This is a genomic window from Rhodococcus sp. 3258, from assembly GCF_031456475.1.
Lineage (GTDB): Bacteria > Actinomycetota > Actinomycetes > Mycobacteriales > Mycobacteriaceae > Rhodococcoides > Rhodococcoides fascians.
This window is the reverse complement of the sequence record NZ_JAVDUT010000003.1, coordinates 480,809-501,852: the sequence shown is the minus strand read 5'-3', so window position 1 is coordinate 501,852 and position 21,044 is coordinate 480,809. Positions and strand designations below refer to the sequence as shown.

At 61.9% G+C, this 21,044-nt stretch carries 21 protein-coding genes and 1 riboswitch; of the genes, 11 read left to right on the top strand and 10 right to left on the bottom strand.

The genetic code is table 11. The features are described from left to right. Positions 1–240: 240 nt before the first annotated feature. Complete coding sequence (locus J2X62_RS13205; protein WP_032379312.1) at positions 241–651, bottom strand: cupin domain-containing protein; 411 nt, start codon at positions 649–651, stop codon at positions 241–243. Positions 652–1,111: 460 nt separating this feature from the next. On the opposite strand from J2X62_RS13205, the gene J2X62_RS13200 reads away from it, so the two are divergent. Genes J2X62_RS13200 through J2X62_RS13190 form a run of 3 tightly spaced genes read left to right on the top strand, consistent with a single transcriptional unit; the run spans position 1,112 to position 5,273 of the window. Then, positions 1,112–2,977, top strand: coding sequence for a beta-glucoside-specific PTS transporter subunit IIABC (locus J2X62_RS13200; protein WP_310181114.1), 1,866 nt, complete (start codon positions 1,112–1,114; stop codon positions 2,975–2,977). Between the two features lie 11 nt (positions 2,978–2,988). After that, entirely contained in the window at positions 2,989–4,401 is a 1,413-nt protein-coding gene (locus J2X62_RS13195) for a glycoside hydrolase family 1 protein (RefSeq protein WP_310181113.1), read from the top strand. An 11-nt stretch (positions 4,402–4,412) separates the two neighbouring features. Further along, positions 4,413–5,273, top strand: a complete 861-nt coding sequence (locus J2X62_RS13190; RefSeq protein ID WP_310181111.1) for a PRD domain-containing protein — start codon at positions 4,413–4,415, stop codon at positions 5,271–5,273. 144 nt (positions 5,274–5,417) lie between these two features. Here the strand turns inward: J2X62_RS13190 and J2X62_RS13185 are convergent, their stop codons facing one another. Then, on the bottom strand, positions 5,418–6,065 hold the full coding sequence (locus tag J2X62_RS13185) for a TetR/AcrR family transcriptional regulator (protein ID WP_371832724.1): 648 nt from the start codon (positions 6,063–6,065) through the stop codon (positions 5,418–5,420). A gap of 104 nt (positions 6,066–6,169) precedes the next feature. On the opposite strand from J2X62_RS13185, the gene J2X62_RS13180 reads away from it, so the two are divergent. After that, positions 6,170–7,024: an NAD(P)-binding domain-containing protein gene (locus J2X62_RS13180; protein WP_310181271.1), complete on the top strand. Its 855-nt coding sequence runs from the start codon at positions 6,170–6,172 to the stop codon at positions 7,022–7,024. 1,162 nt (positions 7,025–8,186) lie between these two features. Here the strand turns inward: J2X62_RS13180 and J2X62_RS13175 are convergent. Then, positions 8,187–8,774 carry a sugar O-acetyltransferase gene (locus J2X62_RS13175; protein ID WP_310181109.1) on the bottom strand — a complete coding sequence of 196 codons (588 nt, stop codon included), beginning with the start codon at positions 8,772–8,774 and terminating at the stop codon, positions 8,187–8,189. Positions 8,775–8,908: 134 nt separating this feature from the next. Here J2X62_RS13175 and J2X62_RS13170 point away from each other — a divergent pair, with 134 nt between their 5' ends. Together J2X62_RS13170 and J2X62_RS13165 are read left to right on the top strand one after the other, a co-directional pair. Continuing rightward, complete coding sequence (locus J2X62_RS13170; protein ID WP_310181107.1) at positions 8,909–9,499, top strand: DUF1349 domain-containing protein; 591 nt, start codon at positions 8,909–8,911, stop codon at positions 9,497–9,499. 830 nt (positions 9,500–10,329) lie between these two features. After that, positions 10,330–10,491: a hypothetical protein gene (locus J2X62_RS13165; RefSeq protein WP_397517586.1), complete on the top strand. Its 162-nt coding sequence runs from the start codon at positions 10,330–10,332 to the stop codon at positions 10,489–10,491. A gap of 517 nt (positions 10,492–11,008) precedes the next feature. Here the strand turns inward: J2X62_RS13165 and J2X62_RS13160 are convergent. After that, the gene (locus tag J2X62_RS13160; protein ID WP_310181103.1) at positions 11,009–11,350 is read right to left on the bottom strand and encodes a DUF6461 domain-containing protein; all 342 of its coding nucleotides are present in this window, start codon (positions 11,348–11,350) and stop codon (positions 11,009–11,011) included. A gap of 176 nt (positions 11,351–11,526) precedes the next feature. On the opposite strand from J2X62_RS13160, the gene J2X62_RS13155 reads away from it, so the two are divergent. Together J2X62_RS13155 and J2X62_RS13150 are read left to right on the top strand one after the other, a co-directional pair. After that, on the top strand, positions 11,527–11,838 hold the full coding sequence (locus J2X62_RS13155) for a hypothetical protein (RefSeq protein WP_310181101.1): 312 nt from the start codon (positions 11,527–11,529) through the stop codon (positions 11,836–11,838). Positions 11,839–12,093: 255 nt separating this feature from the next. Further along, complete coding sequence (locus J2X62_RS13150) at positions 12,094–12,468, top strand: hypothetical protein (RefSeq protein WP_310181100.1); 375 nt, start codon at positions 12,094–12,096, stop codon at positions 12,466–12,468. Between the two features lie 73 nt (positions 12,469–12,541). Here J2X62_RS13150 and J2X62_RS13145 read toward each other — a convergent pair whose 3' ends face one another. The 3 genes from J2X62_RS13145 to J2X62_RS13135 are packed head-to-tail and all read right to left on the bottom strand — an operon-like array spanning position 12,542 to position 15,368. Beyond that, positions 12,542–13,561, bottom strand: a complete 1,020-nt coding sequence (locus J2X62_RS13145) for an ABC transporter substrate-binding protein (protein WP_310181099.1) — start codon at positions 13,559–13,561, stop codon at positions 12,542–12,544. After that, positions 13,558–14,331 (bottom strand): ABC transporter ATP-binding protein, encoded by a 774-nt coding sequence (locus J2X62_RS13140; RefSeq protein ID WP_310181098.1) that lies wholly within the window; start codon positions 14,329–14,331, stop codon positions 13,558–13,560. Before J2X62_RS13140 ends, J2X62_RS13145 begins: the two co-directional genes overlap by 4 nt. Then, entirely contained in the window at positions 14,331–15,368 is a 1,038-nt protein-coding gene (locus J2X62_RS13135; RefSeq protein ID WP_310181096.1) for an iron ABC transporter permease, read from the bottom strand. Before J2X62_RS13135 ends, J2X62_RS13140 begins: the two co-directional genes overlap by 1 nt. 125 nt (positions 15,369–15,493) lie before the next feature. Further along, positions 15,494–15,718, bottom strand: a riboswitch (cobalamin riboswitch). Positions 15,719–15,894: 176 nt separating this feature from the next. Here J2X62_RS13135 and J2X62_RS13130 point away from each other — a divergent pair. Beyond that, on the top strand, positions 15,895–16,923 hold the full coding sequence (locus tag J2X62_RS13130) for an LLM class flavin-dependent oxidoreductase (protein WP_032368247.1): 1,029 nt from the start codon (positions 15,895–15,897) through the stop codon (positions 16,921–16,923). Between the two features lie 17 nt (positions 16,924–16,940). Here J2X62_RS13130 and J2X62_RS13125 read toward each other — a convergent pair whose 3' ends face one another. Continuing rightward, entirely contained in the window at positions 16,941–17,648 is a 708-nt protein-coding gene (locus tag J2X62_RS13125; protein ID WP_310181094.1) for an enoyl-CoA hydratase-related protein, read from the bottom strand. 116 nt (positions 17,649–17,764) lie between these two features. Between J2X62_RS13125 and J2X62_RS13120 the strand changes: the two genes are divergently transcribed. Beyond that, a complete protein-coding gene (locus J2X62_RS13120) occupies positions 17,765–18,034 on the top strand; it encodes a Rho termination factor N-terminal domain-containing protein (RefSeq protein ID WP_027497643.1) in 270 nt (89 codons plus the stop codon). 2 nt (positions 18,035–18,036) lie between these two features. Here J2X62_RS13120 and J2X62_RS13115 read toward each other — a convergent pair whose 3' ends face one another. Together J2X62_RS13115 and J2X62_RS13110 are read right to left on the bottom strand one after the other, a co-directional pair. Further along, on the bottom strand, positions 18,037–18,525 hold the full coding sequence (locus J2X62_RS13115) for an SRPBCC family protein (protein WP_037146609.1): 489 nt from the start codon (positions 18,523–18,525) through the stop codon (positions 18,037–18,039). Between the two features lie 48 nt (positions 18,526–18,573). Then, entirely contained in the window at positions 18,574–20,262 is a 1,689-nt protein-coding gene (locus tag J2X62_RS13110) for a nitroreductase family deazaflavin-dependent oxidoreductase (protein ID WP_045841311.1), read from the bottom strand. 113 nt (positions 20,263–20,375) lie between these two features. Between J2X62_RS13110 and J2X62_RS13105 the strand changes: the two genes are divergently transcribed. Continuing rightward, entirely contained in the window at positions 20,376–20,972 is a 597-nt protein-coding gene (locus tag J2X62_RS13105; RefSeq protein WP_230073914.1) for a TetR/AcrR family transcriptional regulator, read from the top strand. Positions 20,973–21,044 lie beyond the last annotated feature (72 nt).

The window sequence follows — 21,044 nt, the reverse complement described above, 5'->3', positions numbered from 1 at the left end:
CGTAGAAGTATCGTGACCGATCACGAACTCCCGGGACGATGACGGACGACCTGGTGTCACAGGAAAGCGGTAAGGGCGTCAAGCGGTTCCACCCTCGGATTCGCCAGTTGGTCGTCCTGCTTCTGACACCGACTCCGCCGCTTTGGTGGCCGGACCACTTCGATACGGAGGAGTGCGACCACCCCGGCCCGGGAGCGTGTGAATTCTGCCGCTTCGCCGCCTCGGGTCGAGGCCCTTACTTCAGTGGGTGACAGCGGCCATGGGGTAGGGATGGTCGGTGTCGGATTCGTAGCAGATTGCGAACGGTTTGTTGGTCACGAACAAGAAGGTCACATCATTGTCGGCTGTCGCACCGTGTTCCATCCACCCGCCTTCTGGAAACCACACCCAGGTGCCAGGTCCGTACTCGCCGTCGTGGGTCTTCAGGATGCCGTCCAGAACGTACATTCCGTGGGCGCACGGATGCGTGTGCCAGGTATTTGTGAAACCTGCGGCGTAGCGCAGGAGCATTACTTGCATGCCCGTGTCGGGATCCGCGAACAGTGACTTGAAGGGAATCTGCGCGTCTATCTGTGCGACAGTCAGAACTTCCCAGGGCATCCGATTGGCATCGGCGATTTCGAGGGTGACCTTGTTGGTCGGTTGGGTCATGGCGAACGTCTCCCTGGGTTGGTGGTTGGGTCCGAGCTGTTCTGGCTGGGCGCTACGAAAAGTGCTCGACTGCAACAGGAGTCGACCAGTCAGCTCCCGAAAATTTAGACGAGGATTGTTGCTGAATGGTTTCGATCGGAATATGTCAAATCGCGCGATGTAACGTTTCTGTCAATCCCGGAGGGCGCTTACCGCTCCCTGTCGACCTGCCGGGTGGAGACAGCGCGCTCGGTCGTCTCGGTCGTGGAAGACCCTCCCCTGACTACACCGAGAGTTGTCCGCCGTTCTGCCAGAGAGTTGCGCGCCCTTGACCATTGACGCAGTTGCCGCTAGTGTCCTCGGTCACAGGCATTACAGGATTGTTACTCGGTCACGAGGCAAGACCTGAGCTACACGCTTCTGCAGCGTGCGGCTCAGGTCTTTTTTTGTGCCCTGGTACGGAAACAAGAACAGGAACAGCATGGCAATCGTCGACCACAGGTCGCTTGCGTCCGACATTCTCGAGGGGGTGGGTGGGCAGGGCAACATCGACTCGGTCGTGCATTGCGCCACGAGACTTCGCTTCAAACTGCGCGACAGCGCGAGAGCGAATACCGACGCGGTCAAGGCGCTGCCGGGGGTGCTGGCGGTGATGAAAGCCGGTGGCCAATACCAAGTGGTTATCGGTGATGACGTACCGAAGGTGCACGCCGAGATCATGAAGCTGACCGGTAGCGGCTCGATCACGGACCGGACCGAAGCCGCGGTCGACGGTCCCGCCTGGTCTCCCAGGCGCCTGCTCAATGGGTTCATCGAGGTGGTGTCCTCGATATTTCAGCCGATCGTGTGGCCGCTTGCCGGTGCGGGCCTGTTCAAAGCGTTGTTGAGCCTCGTTCTGCAGTTCGGTTGGCTCGACGCCACCAGTCAGACGTATGTGATCCTGGCGGCCGCGGCCGATTCGATCTTCTATTTCCTTCCCATCTTCTTGGGCTATACAGCGGCCAATCGTTTCGGTGCCAACAAGTTCACCTCGATGGTGATCGCCGGCGCGCTGGTTTATCCGTCGATCGTGGAGTTGAATGCGTCCGGTGAGCCGGTGCAGTTCCTCTCCATCCCGGTCACGATGTTCAACTACACGAGCTCGGTCATCCCCATCATCGTGGCAGTGTTGATTCAATCTTGGCTCGAAAAGCTGTGCATGCGTGTCGTTCCCAGGATGATGAGAAACTTCGTCACACCGATGGTGTCCATCATCGTGATGCTCCCCCTCATTTTGTTGACAGTGGGACCGATCACCTCCTTCCTGGCCAACGCTCTTTCCACGGGCATCGGCAACATCTTCGAGTTCGCGCCGTGGTTGGCAGGCGCTGTCATGGGTGGACTGTGGCAGGTCTTCGTACTGTTCGGGCTGCACTGGGGATTGGTCCCGACAATGCTCAACGATATTGCTGTGAACGGAAGTTCGGCTCTGCTCGCAACCTTGCTGAGTGCTGTCCTCGCGCAGGCCGCCGCCACTGCGGCTGTGTTCTTCCGTACCCGCAGTACAGTGCGCCGTGGCGTTGCCGGGCCCGCCGCGGTGTCCGGATTCATCGCAGGCGTCACCGAGCCGGCGATCTACGGTGTCAATCTGCCGTTGAAGAAGCCCTTCTTCTTCGGCATCATCGGAGGGGCCGTCGGCGGCGCGATCGCTGCATCCGGTGGCAGCGCCGCAACATCTTTCGTGTTTCCTTCACTTCTCGCCCTGTCTGCTCTGACCACTGTGGGTAGTTTCGTTCTGCAGATAGTGGGAATCGTGTTCGCCGTCAGCATTTCTTTCGCACTGACCTTCGTGTTCGTGGATCGAGAGAGTGCCGACGAGCCCGTAGAGTCCGCAGAACCGGCCACGACAACAGGAACTGTCGAGATACTGGCACCGGTCGACGGCACCATCGTCGCGCTCGCCGATGTTCCCGATCGAGTCTTCTCGTCCGGGGTTCTCGGGCAAGGATTCGGCGTGACCCCGACGGACGGTGTCGTGCGCGCACCGATTACGGGGACGGTAGTGACCGTGATGAAGACCGGACACGCATACGGGATCAGATCCGCCGAGGGGGTCGAGGTGCTGGTTCATATCGGTATCGACACCGTCCGAATGAACGGTGAGGGCTTTACCCCTGCCGTCGCCCAGGGAGACCGAGTGACGTTCGGCGACATCATCGCTGAATTCGACGTCGACGCAGTGCAGAAAGCCGGCTTCGATCCGATGACGGTGGTGGTGGTCACCAATTCCAAGCAGCTCGCCTCTATCGAACCCATGTCCTCGGGTGCCGTCTCGCACGGCACACCTTCCATCGCCATCACAGTCTGACAAGGAACGCAATGAACAACAACAACTTTCCCGAGGGATTCCTCTGGGGCGGTGCCACAGCAGCAAACCAGATCGAGGGCGCGTACGACGAGGCAGGAAAGGGCCTGTCGATCCAGGACGTGATGCCTCGTGGCATCACCGCGCCGCCATCGGACGCACCGACCCCGGACAATCTGAAGCTGCACGCCATCGACTTCTACAACCGATACGCCCAGGACATCGCGCTCTTCGCCGAGATGGGCTTCACGGTCTTCCGATTCTCCATCGCATGGAGTCGCATCTTCCCCATGGGCGACGAGGACAAGCCCAACGAGGAAGGCCTCGCGTTCTACGATCGGCTGCTCGACGAGCTGGAACGGTACGGGATCGAACCGCTCGTGACCATCAGCCACTACGAGACCCCACTCCACCTCGCCCGGACTTACGACGGGTGGAGCAGTCGTAAAATGATCGGGTTCTACGAGCAGTACTGCCAGACCCTGTTCACTCGATACGGCTCTCGCGTCAAATATTGGCTCACCTTCAACGAAATCAACTCCGTCCTGCACGAGCCGTTCTTGTCCGGCGGGATCGAGACGCCGAAAGGCGAACTGACGCAGCAGGATCTGTATCAGGCGATTCACCACGAGCTGGTGGCATCGGCGCGCGCGACGCGGCTGGCCCGCGAAATCATGCCCGACGCTCTGGTCGGCTGCATGATCTTGGCGCTACCGGCATACCCGTTGACGCCGGCTCCGGCGGACGTGGTCGCCGCGATGAAGACACAGCACGACAGCTATGCGTTCGGTGACATCCATTGCCGTGGTGAATATCCGGGCTATCTGCTTCGTTACTTCCGAGACAACGGCATCGAGCTCGACATCACCGAGCAGGACCGTCACGACCTTCGCAACACCGTCGACTTCGTCTCGTTCAGCTACTACATGAGCATGTGCGAAACAGCTGATACCTCGGCACGAGTGACCGGTGCAGGCAACATCTTCGGAGGCGTCGCCAATCCGACACTCGAAGCATCGGAATGGGGATGGCAGATCGATCCCCAGGGGCTACGCGTGGTCATGAACGACTACTGGGAGCGATGGCAGAAGCCGCTTTTCGTCGTCGAGAACGGGCTCGGAGCCAAGGACGAACTCGTCGAGGTCGACGGTGTACCCACTGTGCAGGACGACTACCGCATCGACTACCTGAACCAGCACCTTCTTCAAGTCGGTGAAGCGTTGGCCGACGGCGTCGACGTTCTCGGATATACCTCCTGGGGCTGCATCGACTTGGTCAGCGCGTCGACAGCTCAGATGAGCAAACGGTACGGATTCGTCTACGTCGACCGTCGAGACGATGGGACCGGATCGCTCGATCGGTATCGGAAGAAGTCCTTCCTCTGGTATCGAGATGTGATCAGTAGCAACGGCGCGTCACTCGGCTGAAGGGAAGCCTCATGGAGATCCTGCGGATCTTCAACAACAACGTCGTCTTGGCGCGAGCCGATCACGGCGGAGAGGTGATCGTGACCGGGCGGGGTTTGGGATTCCAGGCCAAGCCCGGTCATCGGGTCGATCAGGAGCGGGTGGCCAAAGTATTCGTTCCCGAAGACGGCCGCGACCCCGACAACTTCGGTGCCCTGGTCGCCGCTGTCCCGCCGGAACATCTCGTGTTGGCCGACCGCGCGCTCGACGAAGCGCGCGCAGAGTTGGGCATCACGCTGGGGTCGACGACCGTGATCGCCCTCGCCGACCACCTCAGTTTCGCAGTCGTCCGCCACCAGAAGAACATGCCCACGAGCTACCCGCTGCGAGGCGAGGTCGTTCATATGTATCCACGCGAGTACGCCGCGGCCGCAAAGGTTCTCGAGTTCGTCAACACGCAGCTCGAGCAGCCTCTGGTAGTCGATGAAGCCGTGGCCATTGCGCTGCATCTGGTGAACGCCGGGTTCACCACCGGCGACTTGTCCTTCACCTACCGGATGACGGGAGTGTTCACTCAGCTCTTCGACATCATGGGTGTCGAATACGGCCGAGTGTTCGACCGAGATTCGGTCAACGCAGCGCGGTTCATCACCCATCTGCGCTACTTTTTCGTCCGAGCCACGACGGGTCGGCAGCTCGAGGAGCGGTCGGGAAAACTACGGGTCGCTATCCGGGACGCGTATCCGCATGCGCATGCGACTGCGATGAAACTTCAGGCGGTGCTCGAACTACGTCTCGGTGTTCCGCTGACGGACGACGAGGTCACTTACCTCACCCTGCACGTTGCTCGTATGGTCGACGAGGTTCGTCCCCCCGACATCTCCGCGGGTTGACCAAGCCGACGGTTGCTCGTTACTGCGTAAATGTAGCTTCACATTCGTGATTGCATCGCCCGGCCGCGCCCACTGCTCAGCACCGTGTCGATGGTTACCTGCAGGAGTGGGTGTCGGCAAGCCGTGGAGCGAACGTGGCCAAGTTCATCTAGCCAACGCCGGAAGTACGAGCTCATCGACGATCCTTTCGATGTCGTTCTCGGATATTTCGTGTTGTCGGACGATCTGCCATTGCAGGATCAGGGCGATGGCGGCCTCGATGGGCATGGGGGGACTACCGTCTCGTGGCAACGACGCTCCGAGGTCGCCACGTTCTTGCGCACGGCGAAGGACAGTCATTGCAGAGTCGAAAAGATTCGACAGGTATCGCTGTTGGATTGCCGCAGTAACTTCGGGGTGTAGGCGTGTCGTTTCCAGCATGGTGGCAACGAGTCCATGACGAGGACGGGGCGAACTACAAGTAGCGGTGGCAACGAGGGTTCCGATCAACTCGTCGCGAAGTCTGCCGGGGCCGATTGTGACTATTGCTTGTTCGTTGATGATACCGGAGTGCTCGAACGCTTCGGCTGCCAGTTCCGCGGGTGACGCCCAGCGTCTGTATACGGTGGCTTTTCCTACTCCCGCTCGCAGTGCGGCGCGATCCATCGTCAAATGTGCGAAGCCGCCCTCGGCGAGCAACTCGACCGCTGCGTCGAGCAGGCGGGTGTCACGCTGGGGGTCCTGCCGGGGGCCGGAGCGACCGGGCGGCCGTCGCCGAGTGGAACCGGGCTTCGCAGGGGTTGCAGGTGTCACTTCGACAGATTAACCAGGACCGTGCCGTCTCTGGTAGCAACTCACGATGCCCGCCTCTGCGTCTACTAGGACTAAATGGTATCGTGTTGCAAACCGGGACCAAGATGCGTCGAGCGGTCCGCAGGGTGGGTCGACATGATCGAGAGGCAGATCAAGTGAGCAACATCGGGATTCTCGGAGCCGGCTACGTCGGAGAGACGTTAGCTCGGAGGTTGGGTGCCTTGGGGCACACGGTCCGAGTGGCGAACTCGCGGGGGCCGGAAACGCTGAGTCGTCTGACCTCCGTGGAGGGCGTCGCACCGGTGTGGGCTTCGGAGGTAGTGCAGTGTGCTGACATCGTCGTTTTGGCAGTGAACGAGACGTCGGTAGCCAGGATGGACTCGAAATTTACAGGTGCACTGGCTCGGGTGCCGATTGTCATCGACGCCGGGAACTACAACAGCGGTCGTGACGGAGACGAACCTGAAATTCTTGCGGGAAAGCCTGTAGGAGTGTGGCTTTCGGAACAGATCGGGCGGCCTGTGTTCAGGGCGTTCAACAACATCCAAGCTCATGTACTCGCAGCAGGTGGGCGAGCTGCAAGCGATCCCGATCGCATTGCGTTACCCGTCTCGGGTCCCAACGGCGCTGATCTTGCACGGGTGCAGACCCTGGTGGAGGAGCTGGGGTTCGACCCGATCTACAACGGTGAGCTGTCCGAGTCATGGCGTCATCAGCTGGGAACCAGAAGTTACTGCACCGATCTGCCGGCGCAGCGTTTACGAATCGAGCTTGCCGAGGCACGGCTGGAGCAGACGCTCGAAGCGAACCAGATCGCGTATTTCATCGGCGACGACGTCCGTACCACCCAATCGATCGGGATCGACATAATGCGCAATCAGACACTGCGGCTGAAGGAATACTTCGGACCGGATTTCGGGGATCCGCGGGTCAATGCCGAAAGGCTCGGTACCGACTGACCGAACCGGGATGTACCCGACGTGTCGAGCTCTACGCCGCGATGCGTCCATGGACGAAGCTCCGGCGTCGACATGATGCGAACGCTCACTCCTGACCTGTCGGGGGAGTGGTCACGGACGCACAGCGAGATGCAGCCTCTCCGCAGGGCGTTCAGCTGATCGAGATCCTCGTCGGTCAAGGTTGTTGTCAGATATTCCGTGGCACGCAGGACCGTGGGCAACACAGCATTCACTCGTTCGATGCCTGCTGGGGTCAGCGCGACCAGTACTCAGCGTCGGCTGGAGGCAGTAACGTCGGCCGTCAAGGAACTTTACAAAACCGGTGGCTTGCCCGTTTTTCGTTAGCCGGAGACGATCTGGTGCCGGCCGACCTGTCGTCCGCTCTCCGTGCTGCAGCCCCCTGGAGCGAAGCTACTCATCGGCGCTACCAGGGACGACGCCCTTCCCTTCGTCGTGGACCTGCGAGGTGCCCGACTCCGCGGGTGGGGCCGCTGGGACGACTGTTGTTCTCGTGCATCGTCTCACGGGTCACAAAAAGTCTTTGGGCATCGAAGCGGTCGTCGAGATCTTGCGTGACGCCGGCGGCAGGTGTCGATGTGCCGATTCGATTGCACTTCAACGTAATTCAGACCCGCTGCCAGCCACTGTTCGACTTCCTTCTGTTCGGCGGGGATTAATCGGACGCGCTGATGCTGAACGGCAGGACGCCACCCGCCCGGTCGGCCCTTGAGATGCAACACACGTGGCCGGCGTTCGCCACCCACGGTGTCGCGGAGTGGCCGAGGAGCACAATTAACTTCGGTTGATTCTGTCGCCGCTGTTGTGGTCACTGAAGACTGCAAACCGAGACCTGGTAGGAAGGTCATTGATCAATGACGTCATTTCTGGACGGGCGTCACTGAACGGCTAGGCACCGGCTATTGGGCGGGTCCGGTTCCAGTACGACGTCGACGCCATAGCCAGCCTGATCAAACCACCCTCCCAGCTCCACGTGGTGCCTCAGGGCTTGCTGGACGGAGGCTGAGTCCGACGGATCAGTGGGCTTACCTAGAGGGACTGTGAACGGGTCGACGACACGAAGACTGTTATGAAATGCAAGTGCTGTAACGCAATTGCGCGAAAACGGCTGGTTGGGTGTCGTCTGAGCTAGTGAGGGCGCTGCTCAATGATTGACATTTCGGAGCACCCGGGCAGGGTTTCCGGCGGCCACGACGTTAGATGCCACATCGCGAGTGACCACGGAACCAGCACCGATGACTGAATTGTCGCCGATGCTTACTCCCGGACATACAATGACGCCGCCACCCAGCCATACGTTGTCACCGATTGCAATAGGCAACGCAGACTCGAACTTGTTCCGTCGCGGTTCTGGATCGATTGGGTGCGTAGGCGTCAAGAGTTGGACGTTGGGACCGATCTGACAGTCCTGGCCAATCGTAATTCGGGCAACATCGAGTGCCGTCAAGTTGTAGTTGATGAACGTTCTGGCACCGATGTGAATATTCTCGCCGTAATCGACATAGATTGGAGGCTTGACCATCGCGCCTTCCCCTAGGCTGCCCACGAGCTCGTCAAGAATCTTCCTCGCTGCTACTCGATCGTGCCCCTCAACGCGGTGATAGGCAACGGCAAGGCGTGCGGCATGCTGTGCTAGAGCAGCGTTCTCGGCGTCATCGGCGATGTAGAAGTCGCCGGCGACCATGCGCTCGCGATTGCTTCGTCCATCTTCGGCGTAGGGGTCCTTTGCCATGTGTATGACCGTACACAGTGGCGTGTATCGGGACGTAGGCTGAGGGTCGAACCCGCCACCCGGCCAAACCGCAAACGGTAGGGCTTCATACCCGAAGCTTTGGCTTCCGTGCCAGAACTTTCCGAAAGGACTTCATGCCTCACACGATTCCCTGGACCGAAGGGACATGGACGAACCAACCAGTGCGGGTCGCGGTCGACAATGATGGGATGCGTGTCACTGCCAGCGAGGGCAGCGACGCATGGCGCACAACTTCCTACGACTTCATTCACGCCTCAGAACACGCCCTGTTGGTCCCCTTGCCGCTCGAAACCTCACTGGAAGTGCAGTTTCGACTCGACTTCGTCGAACAATTCGACCAGGCGGGTATCTTCGTCAAGATCGACGACAGATCGTGGATCAAAGCAGGCATCGAGGTCAGCGATGGCCAGAGCAGTCTCGGCGCTGTCGTGACCCAGGGCACGTCAGACTGGTCGTTACGGCCAGTAGATGACTGGGCTGGGCACCTTGTGACGGTCCGTGGCAGCCGGTCCGGCAACGCGCTCACGATACGCGCCCGTGTCGAGGACGACCCCTGGCAGCTGGTTCGAGTAGCACCACTGAATCCGGATGCTCGAGTGATGGCGGGTCCCTACTGCTGTGCCCCCACACACGGGGACCTCACCGTGCACTTCACGGCGTGGCGCAGCGGACCGGCCGACGTAAGTTTGCATCCAGTCCCTTAATCCGGAGAGCGGTCCGGACAGATGGCAACGCCCCCTCCTCGACGAGCACGTCAACCCAACCCAGTGGCCCTGAGATGGCACTGCATCCGCTTAAGCGGATGCAGACAGTCGAGTTTGGAGAGTATGCCGCTGTGAGGAGGCTCAACGAAGTTCCGCAACCGCGCTCATCGGATCTCCCTCCGCTCGGGGATTTCACCGCAGTGTTTGGCGGGTTCCGGTGGTGGCTTTTCGGAGCTTCTCATGCTGGTGTTGTGGTCTCGCAGTCGGTAGTAATCGATGTCGAGATGGATTGCAAAGCCGCCGGACGGAACGAGCATTGGCCGCGCCCGTTGCTGATTGCAACGTTCAAGGATCTAACACAGTCGTGGTGAAATCGCGGCAACACAACACATTTGAACGTCTACTGGTAAACCTGGATTTTAGATCTCGTCGCATTGCTGGCGGCTCGTAGCTACCCATGCTGCACCTGGCACATCGCCTCGCACACTCAAAGATTTTATTGCGGTTCATGGCCGCTGACCGCGTGTCAGTCGAGCGCGCTGTCGCGTCCGCGGGGAGAGGCGGGCCTACTCCGGCTCCCTCCTTACGACGGTCACGTGCTTTTTCGTCGTGACGGCCGACATGATGGGCGCGGCCTCGGCCGGACTGGCTCGGCTGTATGGGTCTCGAACGAAGCCAGGAAGGTACTTGGGGACGGCCTTTCGCTCACCCCCCACAGAGTCGTGAGGTCGGCTCGCTTTTTCGCGTTCGGGTAGCGCCTCCGCTGGCCTGCGCAGCAGTAGTCTGGGTTGGAGTTTAGGAGGTGTCGATTGTCGATAGGACGACCGTCAGTGGATCGTGTGCGGGCTATCGATGCTGCTCGTATCAACAGTGCTCTCGGGGGTGCTCGCAGTACCGAGGCGACCCGCGCGGACCAGGATGCGTTTGTTCGCGGCGAGATTGATATCGCCGCGCTCGGGCGTCGGGTGCGTAGCCGGTACGGCGTCTCCTGATTCGGGTCGCGTTCTAGCACGAGGGAGCTCATCACTTTGACACAAGGTGGGGTCGTATGTCCACGGCGGTCCGTTTAGACGTTGACGGACCATACGGGACCCCGGTGGACCGGGAGTAGGTCGACGGAGGTCATCTCTTACTCATCACTTTGCGGCGGATTCGGATGGATTCACGCGGACGCCGATGGCCACTCGATTCGCCGAACACCCAGCTCAACGGGCCGATGATGGACGCGAGTGCATCCATTTGAATTGTTATCTCTCGTACAGCGGGTCCGGGGTTCGAATCCCTGGTGGCGCACAACGAAATGCCCGTTCACCAGAAGTTGGTGAACGGGCATTTTTGTTCGGTAGCCCGCGTCGTCAACCCACTCGACTGTCTCCGCCGCTGAGTGCTCGGTTCCAGTCGAGCGGCAGGGAGAAACCGTCAGCAACTCGGCCGGCCACCACACCCCTTCGGGTCGCGCTCAGCCCTCGACATCTGGCAACAGCCGGCTGTACTCGGCTGAGCCTTCCGCTATTCGAGGGAGTCGCCGACCTGAAACTGTCCGCTGCGCAACAGCTCTTGCGTCAGATCGATTCCAGTGTGGTTGACGATCATTGCTATGTAGACCTCCAGCGTGTGAAACAGGCCGTCGGGCATCGGACCCTCGCCGTCGGGGTCATCGCCAACTTCACGCATGCGATCTCGCCAGGGGCTGTCAGGTTCGTCGAAACCCGGCCCGTCCTTCAGGAGCGCATCGAACATTGCGGTTCGAGCACCGTCGACCCAATGGGCGAAATTACTGTGGCCGACCTGAGTGGCGAACGTGAGGGCCTCGCCACCGATCGACAGCGGTGCCATCAGCTCATCGGCCAACCCTGCCACCGACCTGCAAAGCTGTGCCCGTGGCGTTCACCATCAGGCTCACGACTTCGATCGCGGCGAACCCCGCTGACGTGTTCGATCTGGAGTCGGATGCAATCGTTCACGCCGAGTCTCAGGGAGCGTACGGAGAGAGTGTGCGAGTCGGTTCGAAGCGGAGTGCTCTTCGTTTGGGCGATGAAATCCATATTCGCTCCAGGCATCTCGGTGTGTGGTTCACCTTGACCAGCCGCATCACCGAGTACGAGCCCGCGAGATATTTCGTGGACGAGCAGGTCACCGGACCCTTTGCCTCGATGCGCCACGAGCATTTCTTTCTCGCACGCCGGGGTCAGACGCAGATGGTCGACATCATGTCGGTCGAATTCGGTGGCGGACGACTCGGCGCTGCGATCCTGGATATTCCAGGCAAGCTGTATCTCCGGCGCGTCCTGTGCGTTCGGAACGCATACATCAAGAAGCGCGCCGAAGCGAAGCGTTGAGCGACGGCCGGTAGGGATCTGCAAAATTACACGGACACAACGGTTCTCGACCCTGTTTCTCGCCCCGTTCGGCTGCATTCGGTTCGAAAGATGCTGATCGGTATTTTTTGATGCAGACTGGCAACTCGGACATAGTTCACGCGAGCCAGGAGGATTGCCATGCGATCGACCAGTCGGATTCTGATCGGAGCGCTACTTTGTGCGCCAGCACTAGCGGCGTTTCCAGCGACGGCATCAGCGGCGCAATCGACAGACGTGACGTATGCGTTCGAGGTCGACGGATCGACGGTGACCAACACGATCACCAACAACTCCGGTAGCGACTTGGCCTGCGGCACATCGTTGGCTCCCGCACCGGGCGGAGTGCTGCCGCCGGTGTGGGAGGTCGTCGGTAACGGCCAGTCGCTGTATTCGACCGACGACGGGGGCCAGATCGGAATCAGCACCCAACACGTCACCGATATCCCGGCCGGCACCTATGTCGCGCTCGCATCGTGCGTAACCGAAGGCGTCGACCCGACCACAGCGTGGGTCTCCGACTATCCCGGGCTGTCCGACGTCCTCGCGACTTTGCCGTGGAACTCGTTCACCGTGCAGCAGGCTTCTCCGATTGTGACGATCGAAGACTGAGCGTCTGCACTGGATTTGGGCCTCGGTAGCCGCAACTTGCCGAGGTATCGCTGCCGCCGGTTTCTGTGGGCGGTCAGCGGCCCTTGGATCGGAGGAAGTCCGCCACCGTGGTGACGGCGGCGGGGTTGCGTGGTCCTTCGACGAGCGCTGCGTAGGGGAGGGCAATGATGTTGTTCTCACGTACGGCGGTGGTGCCGGACATCAGTGGCTGTGCAGGTAGTTGCGCGATCTTGGCGTCCACCGAATTCGACGGTCCGGCACCGTAATCGACGATGACGATGAACTCGGGGTTCCGTTGGGCTGCGGCTTCCCAGGACGCGGTGGTCCAGGAATCGTCGAGGTCGTCGAAGATGTTGCTGCCACCGGCTTCTCGGATGATCTGCGACGGAGCTGCGGTGCGGCCGGAGGTGAAGGGCTCGGGATCGGCGCTGTCGAACAGGAACACCCGCGCCGGGTCTCGGCCGTCCGGAGCCCCGGCGTTCGCGGCACCGATCTGGTTCTCGTAGTCGGTGACGAGTCGGTCGGCCCGGTCACGAACTCCGAAGAGGTCGCCGAGGTTTCGTAGGTCGGTGTAGAGCGCGTCGAGGGGCTCCATGACTCCGCGTGCAGTACTGCCGGGTTGCCGGCATGCTTCGGTGAGTTGGTAGGGAACTGCGCCTATGCTGCGAATCCAATCGGGAGTCACACCGGTCGACTCCTTGTAGCCATAATTCCAGCCGGCGAAAACGAAGTCCGGGTTCGCCGACTGAATCACCTCACGGGTGAAGGCGTCGGCCAGTTCCGGTGCCGCGTCGAAGTCGCTCTTCCACGGCGAGGAGTCGATGTCTCGCTCCTTGCCCGGGTAGCTGGTGTATCCGACGAGGCGGTCGGCGAGGCCGAGGGCGAACATCATCTCGGTGATGCCGGTGTCGTTGGTCAGTACCCGCTGTGGGGTACCGGTCACGGTCAGCGGCTCGCCGCAGTTGGTGACCGTCACCTGATCGCCACCCTGCTCGGTGGCTGTGTCGACCTGGGCTCCGCACGAACTGACCAGTGCCGCAACGGCGGTCGCGGCAATGGCGATCGTGCGAGGCCGGCGAAAGAGGTGGGTCATCGAGTGTCCTTGTCGTCGAAGAGAACCTGGGGAATTCCCAGGCGTGGGTGGGTGACGATGTGTCCGCCGATCCCGAACCAGGTCGAGAGCACATTCTCGGTCACGACTTCGTCGGGTGAACCCGCACAGACGATGCGGCCGGCGTGAAGTACGACCAAGCGGTCGCAGAATTGGGCGGCGATGTTCAGATCGTGAAGCGCGGCGATCACGGTGATCTGCAGGCTCGCAGCGCCGCTCAGCACTGCGTATTGGTGTCGTATATCGAGGTGATTGGTGGGTTCGTCGAGCACGAGTACGTTCGGTTGCTGGGCGAAAGCCCGTGCGATCAGAACGCGTTGGCGTTCGCCTCCGGACAGGGACAGGAACGATCGGTCCAACAGATGTTCCACGTCGGCGACGGTCGAGGCACGAGCGCACGCGTCGTCGTCGCGGGTGCGGTTGCGTCCGAAAGCGCCGTTGTGTGGAAGACGTCCGGTGGCGACGACCTCGCGTGCGGTGAAGTCGAAAAGCATCGAGGAGTCCTGGGTGAGTGCTGCGACCTGACGTGCGTTCTCTCGCATGGTGATTGCGGTGATGTCACGGCCACCTACCTCGATGCGTCCGGTCGAGGGCTCGGTCGCTCGATACAGACACCGCAGCAGTGTCGACTTGCCGCTCCCGTTCGCGCCGACGATGCCGACGATGCTGCCGGCGTCCAGGCTCATGGTGATGTCGTCGATGATGCGGGTGCCGCCGATATCGACTGCGACGTCGTCGTAGTCGACGCGCATCAACGGTCGCCGATCATCGCGCCGCGGCGACGCATCAGCAGCACGAACGCCGGAACTCCGACTGCCGCGGTGATCGCCCCCAAAGGCAGCTCTTGCGGCGGTAGAACCGTTCGGGACACCAGATCTGCGGTGACGAGGAAAGCCGCACCCAGGACCGGGGTGATCACGACAAGCCTGCTGTGGTCGGCACCGACCAGTAAGCGTGCCACGTGAGGGACGACCAGACCCACGAATCCCACGGCGCCACAGATCGACACGTAGCACCCCGTCATCGCCGCTGATGTCACGAAGAGAGTCAGCCTTAGCCGTGCCGCCTTCAAGCCCAGTGCCGCGCTGACTTCGTCTCCCATCGACAGCGCGTTGAGTCTGCGTGCCGTCAGAGCGGTCGCGGCGACTCCGGCCACGGTGACTGCGGCGGCCAGCGGGACGCTGGCCCAGGTGGCACCGGCGAGGCTGCCGAGCAACCAGAACATCACACTCCGAGCGCCGTCGCCCTGAGGTGCCAGGAAGATCAGCACGGTGGTCATTGCAGAGAATCCGTAACCCAACGCGGTACCCGTCAGGACCAGGCGCAGTGGCACCAGCCCTACCGGGGAGCGTGCCATCAGATACACGAGGGCGGTAGCGGCGAGTGCGCCGAGGAACGCTGCGCTCGAGAGCGCGTAGATGCCCAGGGCACCGAAGGTGCCGAACAGGACCACCGACGTCGCGCCTACCGATGCACCCGACGAGATTCCGAGAACGTAGGGATCTGCGAGTGCGTTGCGCACCATCGCCTGCACCACCAGTCCGACCACAGCCAGACCTGCTCCGATGACCGTCGCCAGCAACACCCGAGGCAGCCGAGAATCGACGACGATGCGGTAGTCGGGGACATCGCTGACGGCGATCGTGCCGCCCGACAGCTGTGCCCACAGGTAGCCCATCGCGTCGGTTGCCGGGATGTGCGCGGCCCCGAACATCAGTGCCGAGAGTGCAGACACCGCCCAGATCGCGGCGGCGAGCACAGTGAGGGGCAGGACCGATCTGGACTGCATGCGCAACTTTCTCCGCTGATCCCTGACCTGGCGACCTGCGAAAAGCACGGCTTCCGAGGCGAATCCGCGCAGCGCGAACGACGACCTCGTCGACCGTGTCCCTCGGGATCGACAGGCGACCACGCCGGCGGCGCAGCCGCGGTGGCAGGTCTTCGGACTCGCGGACACGCCATCCGACCACCTTCTCGGACGACTCCTACTGGCGGTCGCTTCCCGGGACGAATCCCAGTGCTCGATGACCGCGGTCGTTTCCACTCACCGCTGCGGGGCAGTTCCGGGTTTTCACCGGATTCCCTCTTACGATCCGATGACCAGCACGGCCATCGAAAACCAACGCCCACGCACGATAACAGCTCATGCGTGACGCGTTGTGTCGGTCGGCTTCGGTGCAAGTCAGCGGATGTACTTCGCGGCGGATGAGGCGAAGCGTCGGGGAGAGTAGTAGTTTTCTGCCCACCGTCCACTGGAATAATTGAACCTTCATCGACGCTGATGGGTTCGTCCATCCCGAATCGAGAGGTACCCAATGCACCTGGGCGTAGACAGCTTCGTCTCTTCCGTGACCGATCCGACCGACGGCCGCGTCATCGCGCCGGAGGAGAGGATGGGGCACCTACTCGAGGAGATCGCCCTCGCGGATCAGGTCGGTCTCTACTCGTTCGGCATCGGTGAGCACCATCGCAGCGAGTACTACGACTCCGCTCCGTCGATCATTCTGGCCGCAGCAGCCGCGCGCACCGAGAACATCCGGCTCGGCAGCGCGGTCAAGGTACTCAGTGCCGACGATCCGGTGCGAGTGTTCCAGGAGTTCGCCACTCTCGACCTGATCTCGAAGGGCCGGATCGATTTGGTGGTCGGCCGAGGCTCGTTCACCGAGTCTTTCCCACTGTTCGGACTCGACTTGGCCGATTACGACTCCTTGTTCGCCGAGAAGCTGGATCTCCTGCTGCAGATTCGCGACAACGAGGAGATCACGTGGTCCGGCAAGCACCGGCCGGCGCTGAACCGTCAGGGGATCTATCCTCGTCCGCTGCAGGATCCGCTACCCATCTGGGTCGGTGTCGGCGGAACCCCCGAATCGTTCGCTCGTGCAGGGCTTCTGGGCCTACCCCTGATGATCGCCATCATCGGTGGAGAACCGCGCCAGTTCGCGCCGCTCGTCGACCTGTATCGACGCGCGGGCGCGCAAGCGGGTCACCCGCCGGAGAAGCTGAAAGTCGGATTGCACGTGTTCGGATTCGTCGCCGACACCACCGAGGCGGCAGCCGACACCATCTACCCGGGCTGGAACGAGATGTTCACCAAGATCTCTCGCGAGCGCGGGTTCGCTCGGCCGAGTCGACAGCAGTTCGACGCCACGTCGGGACCCAACGGTGCGTTCTTCATGGGAGACCCGAAAACCGTCGCCGACAAGATCGTTCGGGTAAGCGAGCAACTCGGCGGTGTGGATCGACTGTCGCTGCAGATGACCAATCCGCGTCTCGCCCACGGTGATCTGTTGCGCGGCATCGAGCTACTCGGTACCGAGGTCGCTCCGCTGGTCGCCGACGCGTAAGCGGCAGCGAGCGAGAATCAGGTCGCGGCCCATTCCATTTCGTCCACACCGGCGACCGGGGTGGACAGCGAACGTATCTCGCTCGCGTACATCGTGCGCTTGATTTCGCCGAGTACGGGGCCGCGGGTTCCGATCAAATCCGTTGCCCGCGAGAGTGCGTCGTCACGCAGCCGATCCTCGGTGGACACTGCGTCCACCAAGCCGAGGGCGGCTGCGTCCACTCCGCCGTAGCGTCGGCCCGAGGTCAGTGCTTCGTGGAACGTGTGCGGTGCGAGCTTGGCTCGGACCATGTCGACTGTTCCCGGGCTGTAGGTGGCACCGATGTTGACGCCAGGAAAGCACAGGAAGCCGCGATCGGAGCGCATGACGCGGTAGTCGTGTGCCATGACGAAAAATGCGGCACCCCCGTAGGTGTGCCCCTGCATAGCCGCCACCGTCTGCATCGGGAGGGTCAAGAACCGCACCAGCAGTTCCTGCACCGTTCCGATGAACCGGTTGATCTGGTCCAGGTTCTCGGCACCCCAGGACAAGTCGACTCCGGTGGAGAAGTACTTGCCGGTGGCCGTCGTGACCAGTGCAGTCGGGCCACTACTGGCTTCTACCTCGTCGAGCAGAGCGTTGACCTCGGCCACCCAATCCGGCCCCATCCGGTTCTCGGTGTCCTCGACGTCGCGAGTGCCGAGATTCAATACGAACACGTCCGCGACACGATCCAGGTATGGCATGTCCCGAAGGTACCCAGCTTTCGTTGTTCTACCCCACAGCGACAGAAGGCACGTGTGTTTGCCGGCGGGAGCACCGGGTAGTTGTATCAGTACAAACGATCGAACGGAGGACCAGCATGCCCACCAACGATGACCAGCCCCAGCTCAAGGATCAGGATCTGTACGAGAAGCTCCGTGACGAAGGAAACTCGAAGGAGAAGTCGGCGCGCATCTCGAATGCCGCGGCCAACGAGGGCAGGAAGAACGTAGGCAAGAAGGGCGGCGAGTCCGGATCGTACGAGGACTGGACCGTCGACGAACTGACCGATCGAGCGAAGGAGATCGGCCTGGAGGGCTACTCCAAGCTGAACAAGAAAGAGCTGATCGAGGCGCTACGCAATCACTGACGTCATTCCGGCCGCAGAGACGAGTAGTACTCCTGCTGTGCGGGGTAGTAGTCGTCGAAGCTCGGCAGCGGTGCGGCGTCCCTGGATGCGATCAGCATGTCCAGGTAGTACTCCCAGCCCGGACCTATGTCGCCGATGCCGTCCGTGCTGTCGAGGCCGTGGGTCAACACGACGAGTGTGTCGCGGCCCTTCTCGGTGAGCCTGACCTCGAGCGGCCAGCCGCCCTCGTCTGACATACGGACGGCCAGTCGTTGGGGCGGCTCGCAGGCGTCGATTGCCATGTCGGCGACGGGTTCGCCGTCCTCGAAGATCATGGTGACGCGGATGCTGTCGTCCGTCACTCGTTCCCAGGGCCCGAACCACAACGCGGTCCGAGAGGATTCGGTGAGGCTGGCCCACACGTCCTCTCGTGACGCGGCGACGGTTCTGCTCAGCTCGAGGGCGTAGCCGGTCTCGGTCTCGCGCAGCGTGCCCGTGGGTATCGGTGCCATCAGGTCATTATGCGTCGTGCGACGATCCACCGTCGAGCACTCATCCTGTCAATCGGTGAAATCGATCCGCACAGATATCGGGTCGGTCTGGAGGGCGCGAAAACCTGCGCCGATGAGCCGCCTGAACAGTGGGTTCGCGGAAAAGGTACGCGCTCGCGCACTGACGTCATCCTCGGGTACGAACGTAGCTGTGCCCGCTCGCCACCGATCGCCGACGCGAATCCTGATACGCGGCTCGTCGCCGATGTTGGCTCCCCAACCGGACCTGGTTCCGTGCTGGGAGATCACCCACGCTCCTGCCCGGTCGAACGACGCAGAGACCGGTACCTGTCGGCGCAGACCGGACCGACGGCCCACGGTCTCGATGTCGGTGACCAACGATGTTCTGAATCCGACCGACGTCAGCCCGTTCACGAGCGGGTTGGCGACGTGCTTTCCGATCCACCGCTCCCGGCGGAACTTCGCGGCTGCGGCGGACGCTGTCGTGGTGCCCCCGGCGCGCCGACTGCGAAACGCGTCCCAGCCGTTGCGCTGCACCATTGCTATCGCTGTTCGCCAGGCGGGGCGTCCCGAATCGGGTTGCTTTCCATCGCCGATGAGCTGCAGTTGGTCGGTGTGCCACTGCAAGTCCAGAGCGCCGTTGATCTGTTTGAAAGCACCAGCTTTCGACGGAACTCGCAACGCGACGAGCGGAGTCTCGACCCGATCCAGTGAGCCGTCGACCAGTGAACGGGCTACTGCCGGGGCGAGAGCAGTCGGGCGACCGAGACCGACGACGTCGCACTCTCCCGATCGTACGGCCGCACTCATCACCGAGCGGGTGCGGAAACCACCGGTCACTGCAAGTGGAACGCTCCCGGCTGCCTCGCGCACCGTGTGGGCGTATTCCAGGAAGTAGGCTTCGCGATCGCGAGTGCTGGAGGTGCCCATCATCGCGGGTGATTCGTAACTGCCGCCACTGATTTCGATCAGATCGATCGCTTCCTCGACGAGATGCTCGACGGTGATGCGAGATTCCTCTTCGCTGAATCCGCCGCGCTGGAAGTCTGCGGAGTTCAGTTTGATTCCCACTGCAAAGCCGGGGGACACGGCCGCTCTGATGGCGCGCACGACGTGAAGAACGAATCGCATCCTGCCGTCGAGGTCTCCGCCCCACGCGTCCTCGCGTCGGTTCGACAGTGGTGAGAGAAACTGGGACACCAGGTATCCGTGGGCACCGTGGAGCTGCACACCATCGAAGCCGGCCGCCTCCGCTACCGACGCGGCCAGGGCGAACCTGTCGATGATGTCTCGAATCTCGTTCTCGCTCAACGCACGCGGTGTCGGTAGGCCGGGTACGCCGGACGCGATGGCAGACGGGGCGACGGGCGTGGCACGGGTGACGATCGGATTGGCCTGTCTTCCAGGGTGATTGAGCTGCACCCAGATGGGGACGCCACCGTCGGAGGTCGATTTCGCCCAGCGCGCCAGCGCATCGTGGTCGCGGTCGTCTTCGATGACGACGTTGCCGGGTTCGCCCAGGTGAGATCGGTCGACCATCACGTTGCCGGTCACCACCAATCCGTAGCCACCCGCGCCCCAACGGCGGTACAGCGTTTCGAGCCGGGTATCGGGCGCGTGCTCGGCAGTCCCAAGGCCCTCGCTCAAGGCCGCTTTCATCACGCGGTTCGGAAGGGTCTGCCCGCAGGGAAGTGGGAGCGGGGTGCTCAGTTCGACGACGTCGGTCTCGGTGGGCATGGCGTGACTCCGGTTCAGCGATAGCGTGACGGGATATGATTGCCGTCATAGTCACACGCGACTGTAGATGTAACTCGGTGTCACGTCAATGATCGTGTTCGGAAAGGTGATGGATGGCGAATCGAAGCAGTGCTCGTGAGGACATGCTGCGCAGTGCGGCGCAGTTGTTTCGGCAGCGCGGAGTCGAAGCGACTTCGTTGGCCGACGTCATCGAGCACGCAGGTGCGCCGAGAGGCTCGATCTATCACCACTTTCCACGGGGCAAGCCTCAACTGGTCGAGGAGGCCACGCGAACGGCCGGCGCGGCGATGGGGGCAATGATCTCCGAGGGGTTGGCCCAGGTCGGGCCGGCGGCGACGGTGCGCGCGATCATCGAGGGCTTTCGCAGTGAACTGTCGAGCACCGATTTCGTGTCCGGTTGCCCCATTGCTCCTGCCGCACTCGAGGGGGCGAACGCCCCCGGTGCCGTCACCGCGGCCGGGGAGTCGTTCTCGTCGTGGGAAGACACGATCGCCGCATCGCTCTGGCAGCACGGGTTGACGAGAGAGCGGGCCCAGGCGCTCGCGACGTTCTCCATATCGGCGATCGAGGGTGCGCTGATCGTGGCGAAAGCGCAGCGATCGACCACCGCGCTGGATCGGACCGAGGGGGAGTTGTTGGCTCTGCTCGACGCGGTCCTGGACGCAGCGGGCGGGCAGAGTTACCGATAGCGACTATTGCTATAACGCCGAGTTACAGTTACTTTCCCTTCAGGAACTATGTCATCCGTCATAGCCGGAGGG

Coding starts and splice junctions, on each gene's coding strand:
- J2X62_RS13205 (WP_032379312.1), bottom strand. CDS start 651: ATGACCCAACCGACCAACAAGGTCACCCTCGAAATCGCCGATGCCAAT.
- J2X62_RS13130 (WP_032368247.1), top strand. CDS start 15,895: ATGCACCTGGGCGTAGACAGCTTCGTCTCTTCCGTGACCGATCCGACC.
- J2X62_RS13140 (WP_310181098.1), bottom strand. CDS start 14,331: ATGCGCGTCGACTACGACGACGTCGCAGTCGATATCGGCGGCACCCGC.
- J2X62_RS13175 (WP_310181109.1), bottom strand. CDS start 8,774: ATGGCAAAGGACCCCTACGCCGAAGATGGACGAAGCAATCGCGAGCGC.
- J2X62_RS13125 (WP_310181094.1), bottom strand. CDS start 17,648: ATGCCATACCTGGATCGTGTCGCGGACGTGTTCGTATTGAATCTCGGC.
- J2X62_RS13105 (WP_230073914.1), top strand. CDS start 20,376: ATGGCGAATCGAAGCAGTGCTCGTGAGGACATGCTGCGCAGTGCGGCG.
- J2X62_RS13115 (WP_037146609.1), bottom strand. CDS start 18,525: ATGGCACCGATACCCACGGGCACGCTGCGCGAGACCGAGACCGGCTAC.
- J2X62_RS13135 (WP_310181096.1), bottom strand. CDS start 15,368: ATGCAGTCCAGATCGGTCCTGCCCCTCACTGTGCTCGCCGCCGCGATC.
- J2X62_RS13110 (WP_045841311.1), bottom strand. CDS start 20,262: ATGCCCACCGAGACCGACGTCGTCGAACTGAGCACCCCGCTCCCACTT.
- J2X62_RS13200 (WP_310181114.1), top strand. CDS start 1,112: ATGGCAATCGTCGACCACAGGTCGCTTGCGTCCGACATTCTCGAGGGG.
- J2X62_RS13120 (WP_027497643.1), top strand. CDS start 17,765: ATGCCCACCAACGATGACCAGCCCCAGCTCAAGGATCAGGATCTGTAC.
- J2X62_RS13145 (WP_310181099.1), bottom strand. CDS start 13,561: ATGACCCACCTCTTTCGCCGGCCTCGCACGATCGCCATTGCCGCGACC.
- J2X62_RS13170 (WP_310181107.1), top strand. CDS start 8,909: ATGCCTCACACGATTCCCTGGACCGAAGGGACATGGACGAACCAACCA.
- J2X62_RS13190 (WP_310181111.1), top strand. CDS start 4,413: ATGGAGATCCTGCGGATCTTCAACAACAACGTCGTCTTGGCGCGAGCC.
- J2X62_RS13195 (WP_310181113.1), top strand. CDS start 2,989: ATGAACAACAACAACTTTCCCGAGGGATTCCTCTGGGGCGGTGCCACA.
- J2X62_RS13180 (WP_310181271.1), top strand. CDS start 6,170: ATGCGTCGAGCGGTCCGCAGGGTGGGTCGACATGATCGAGAGGCAGAT.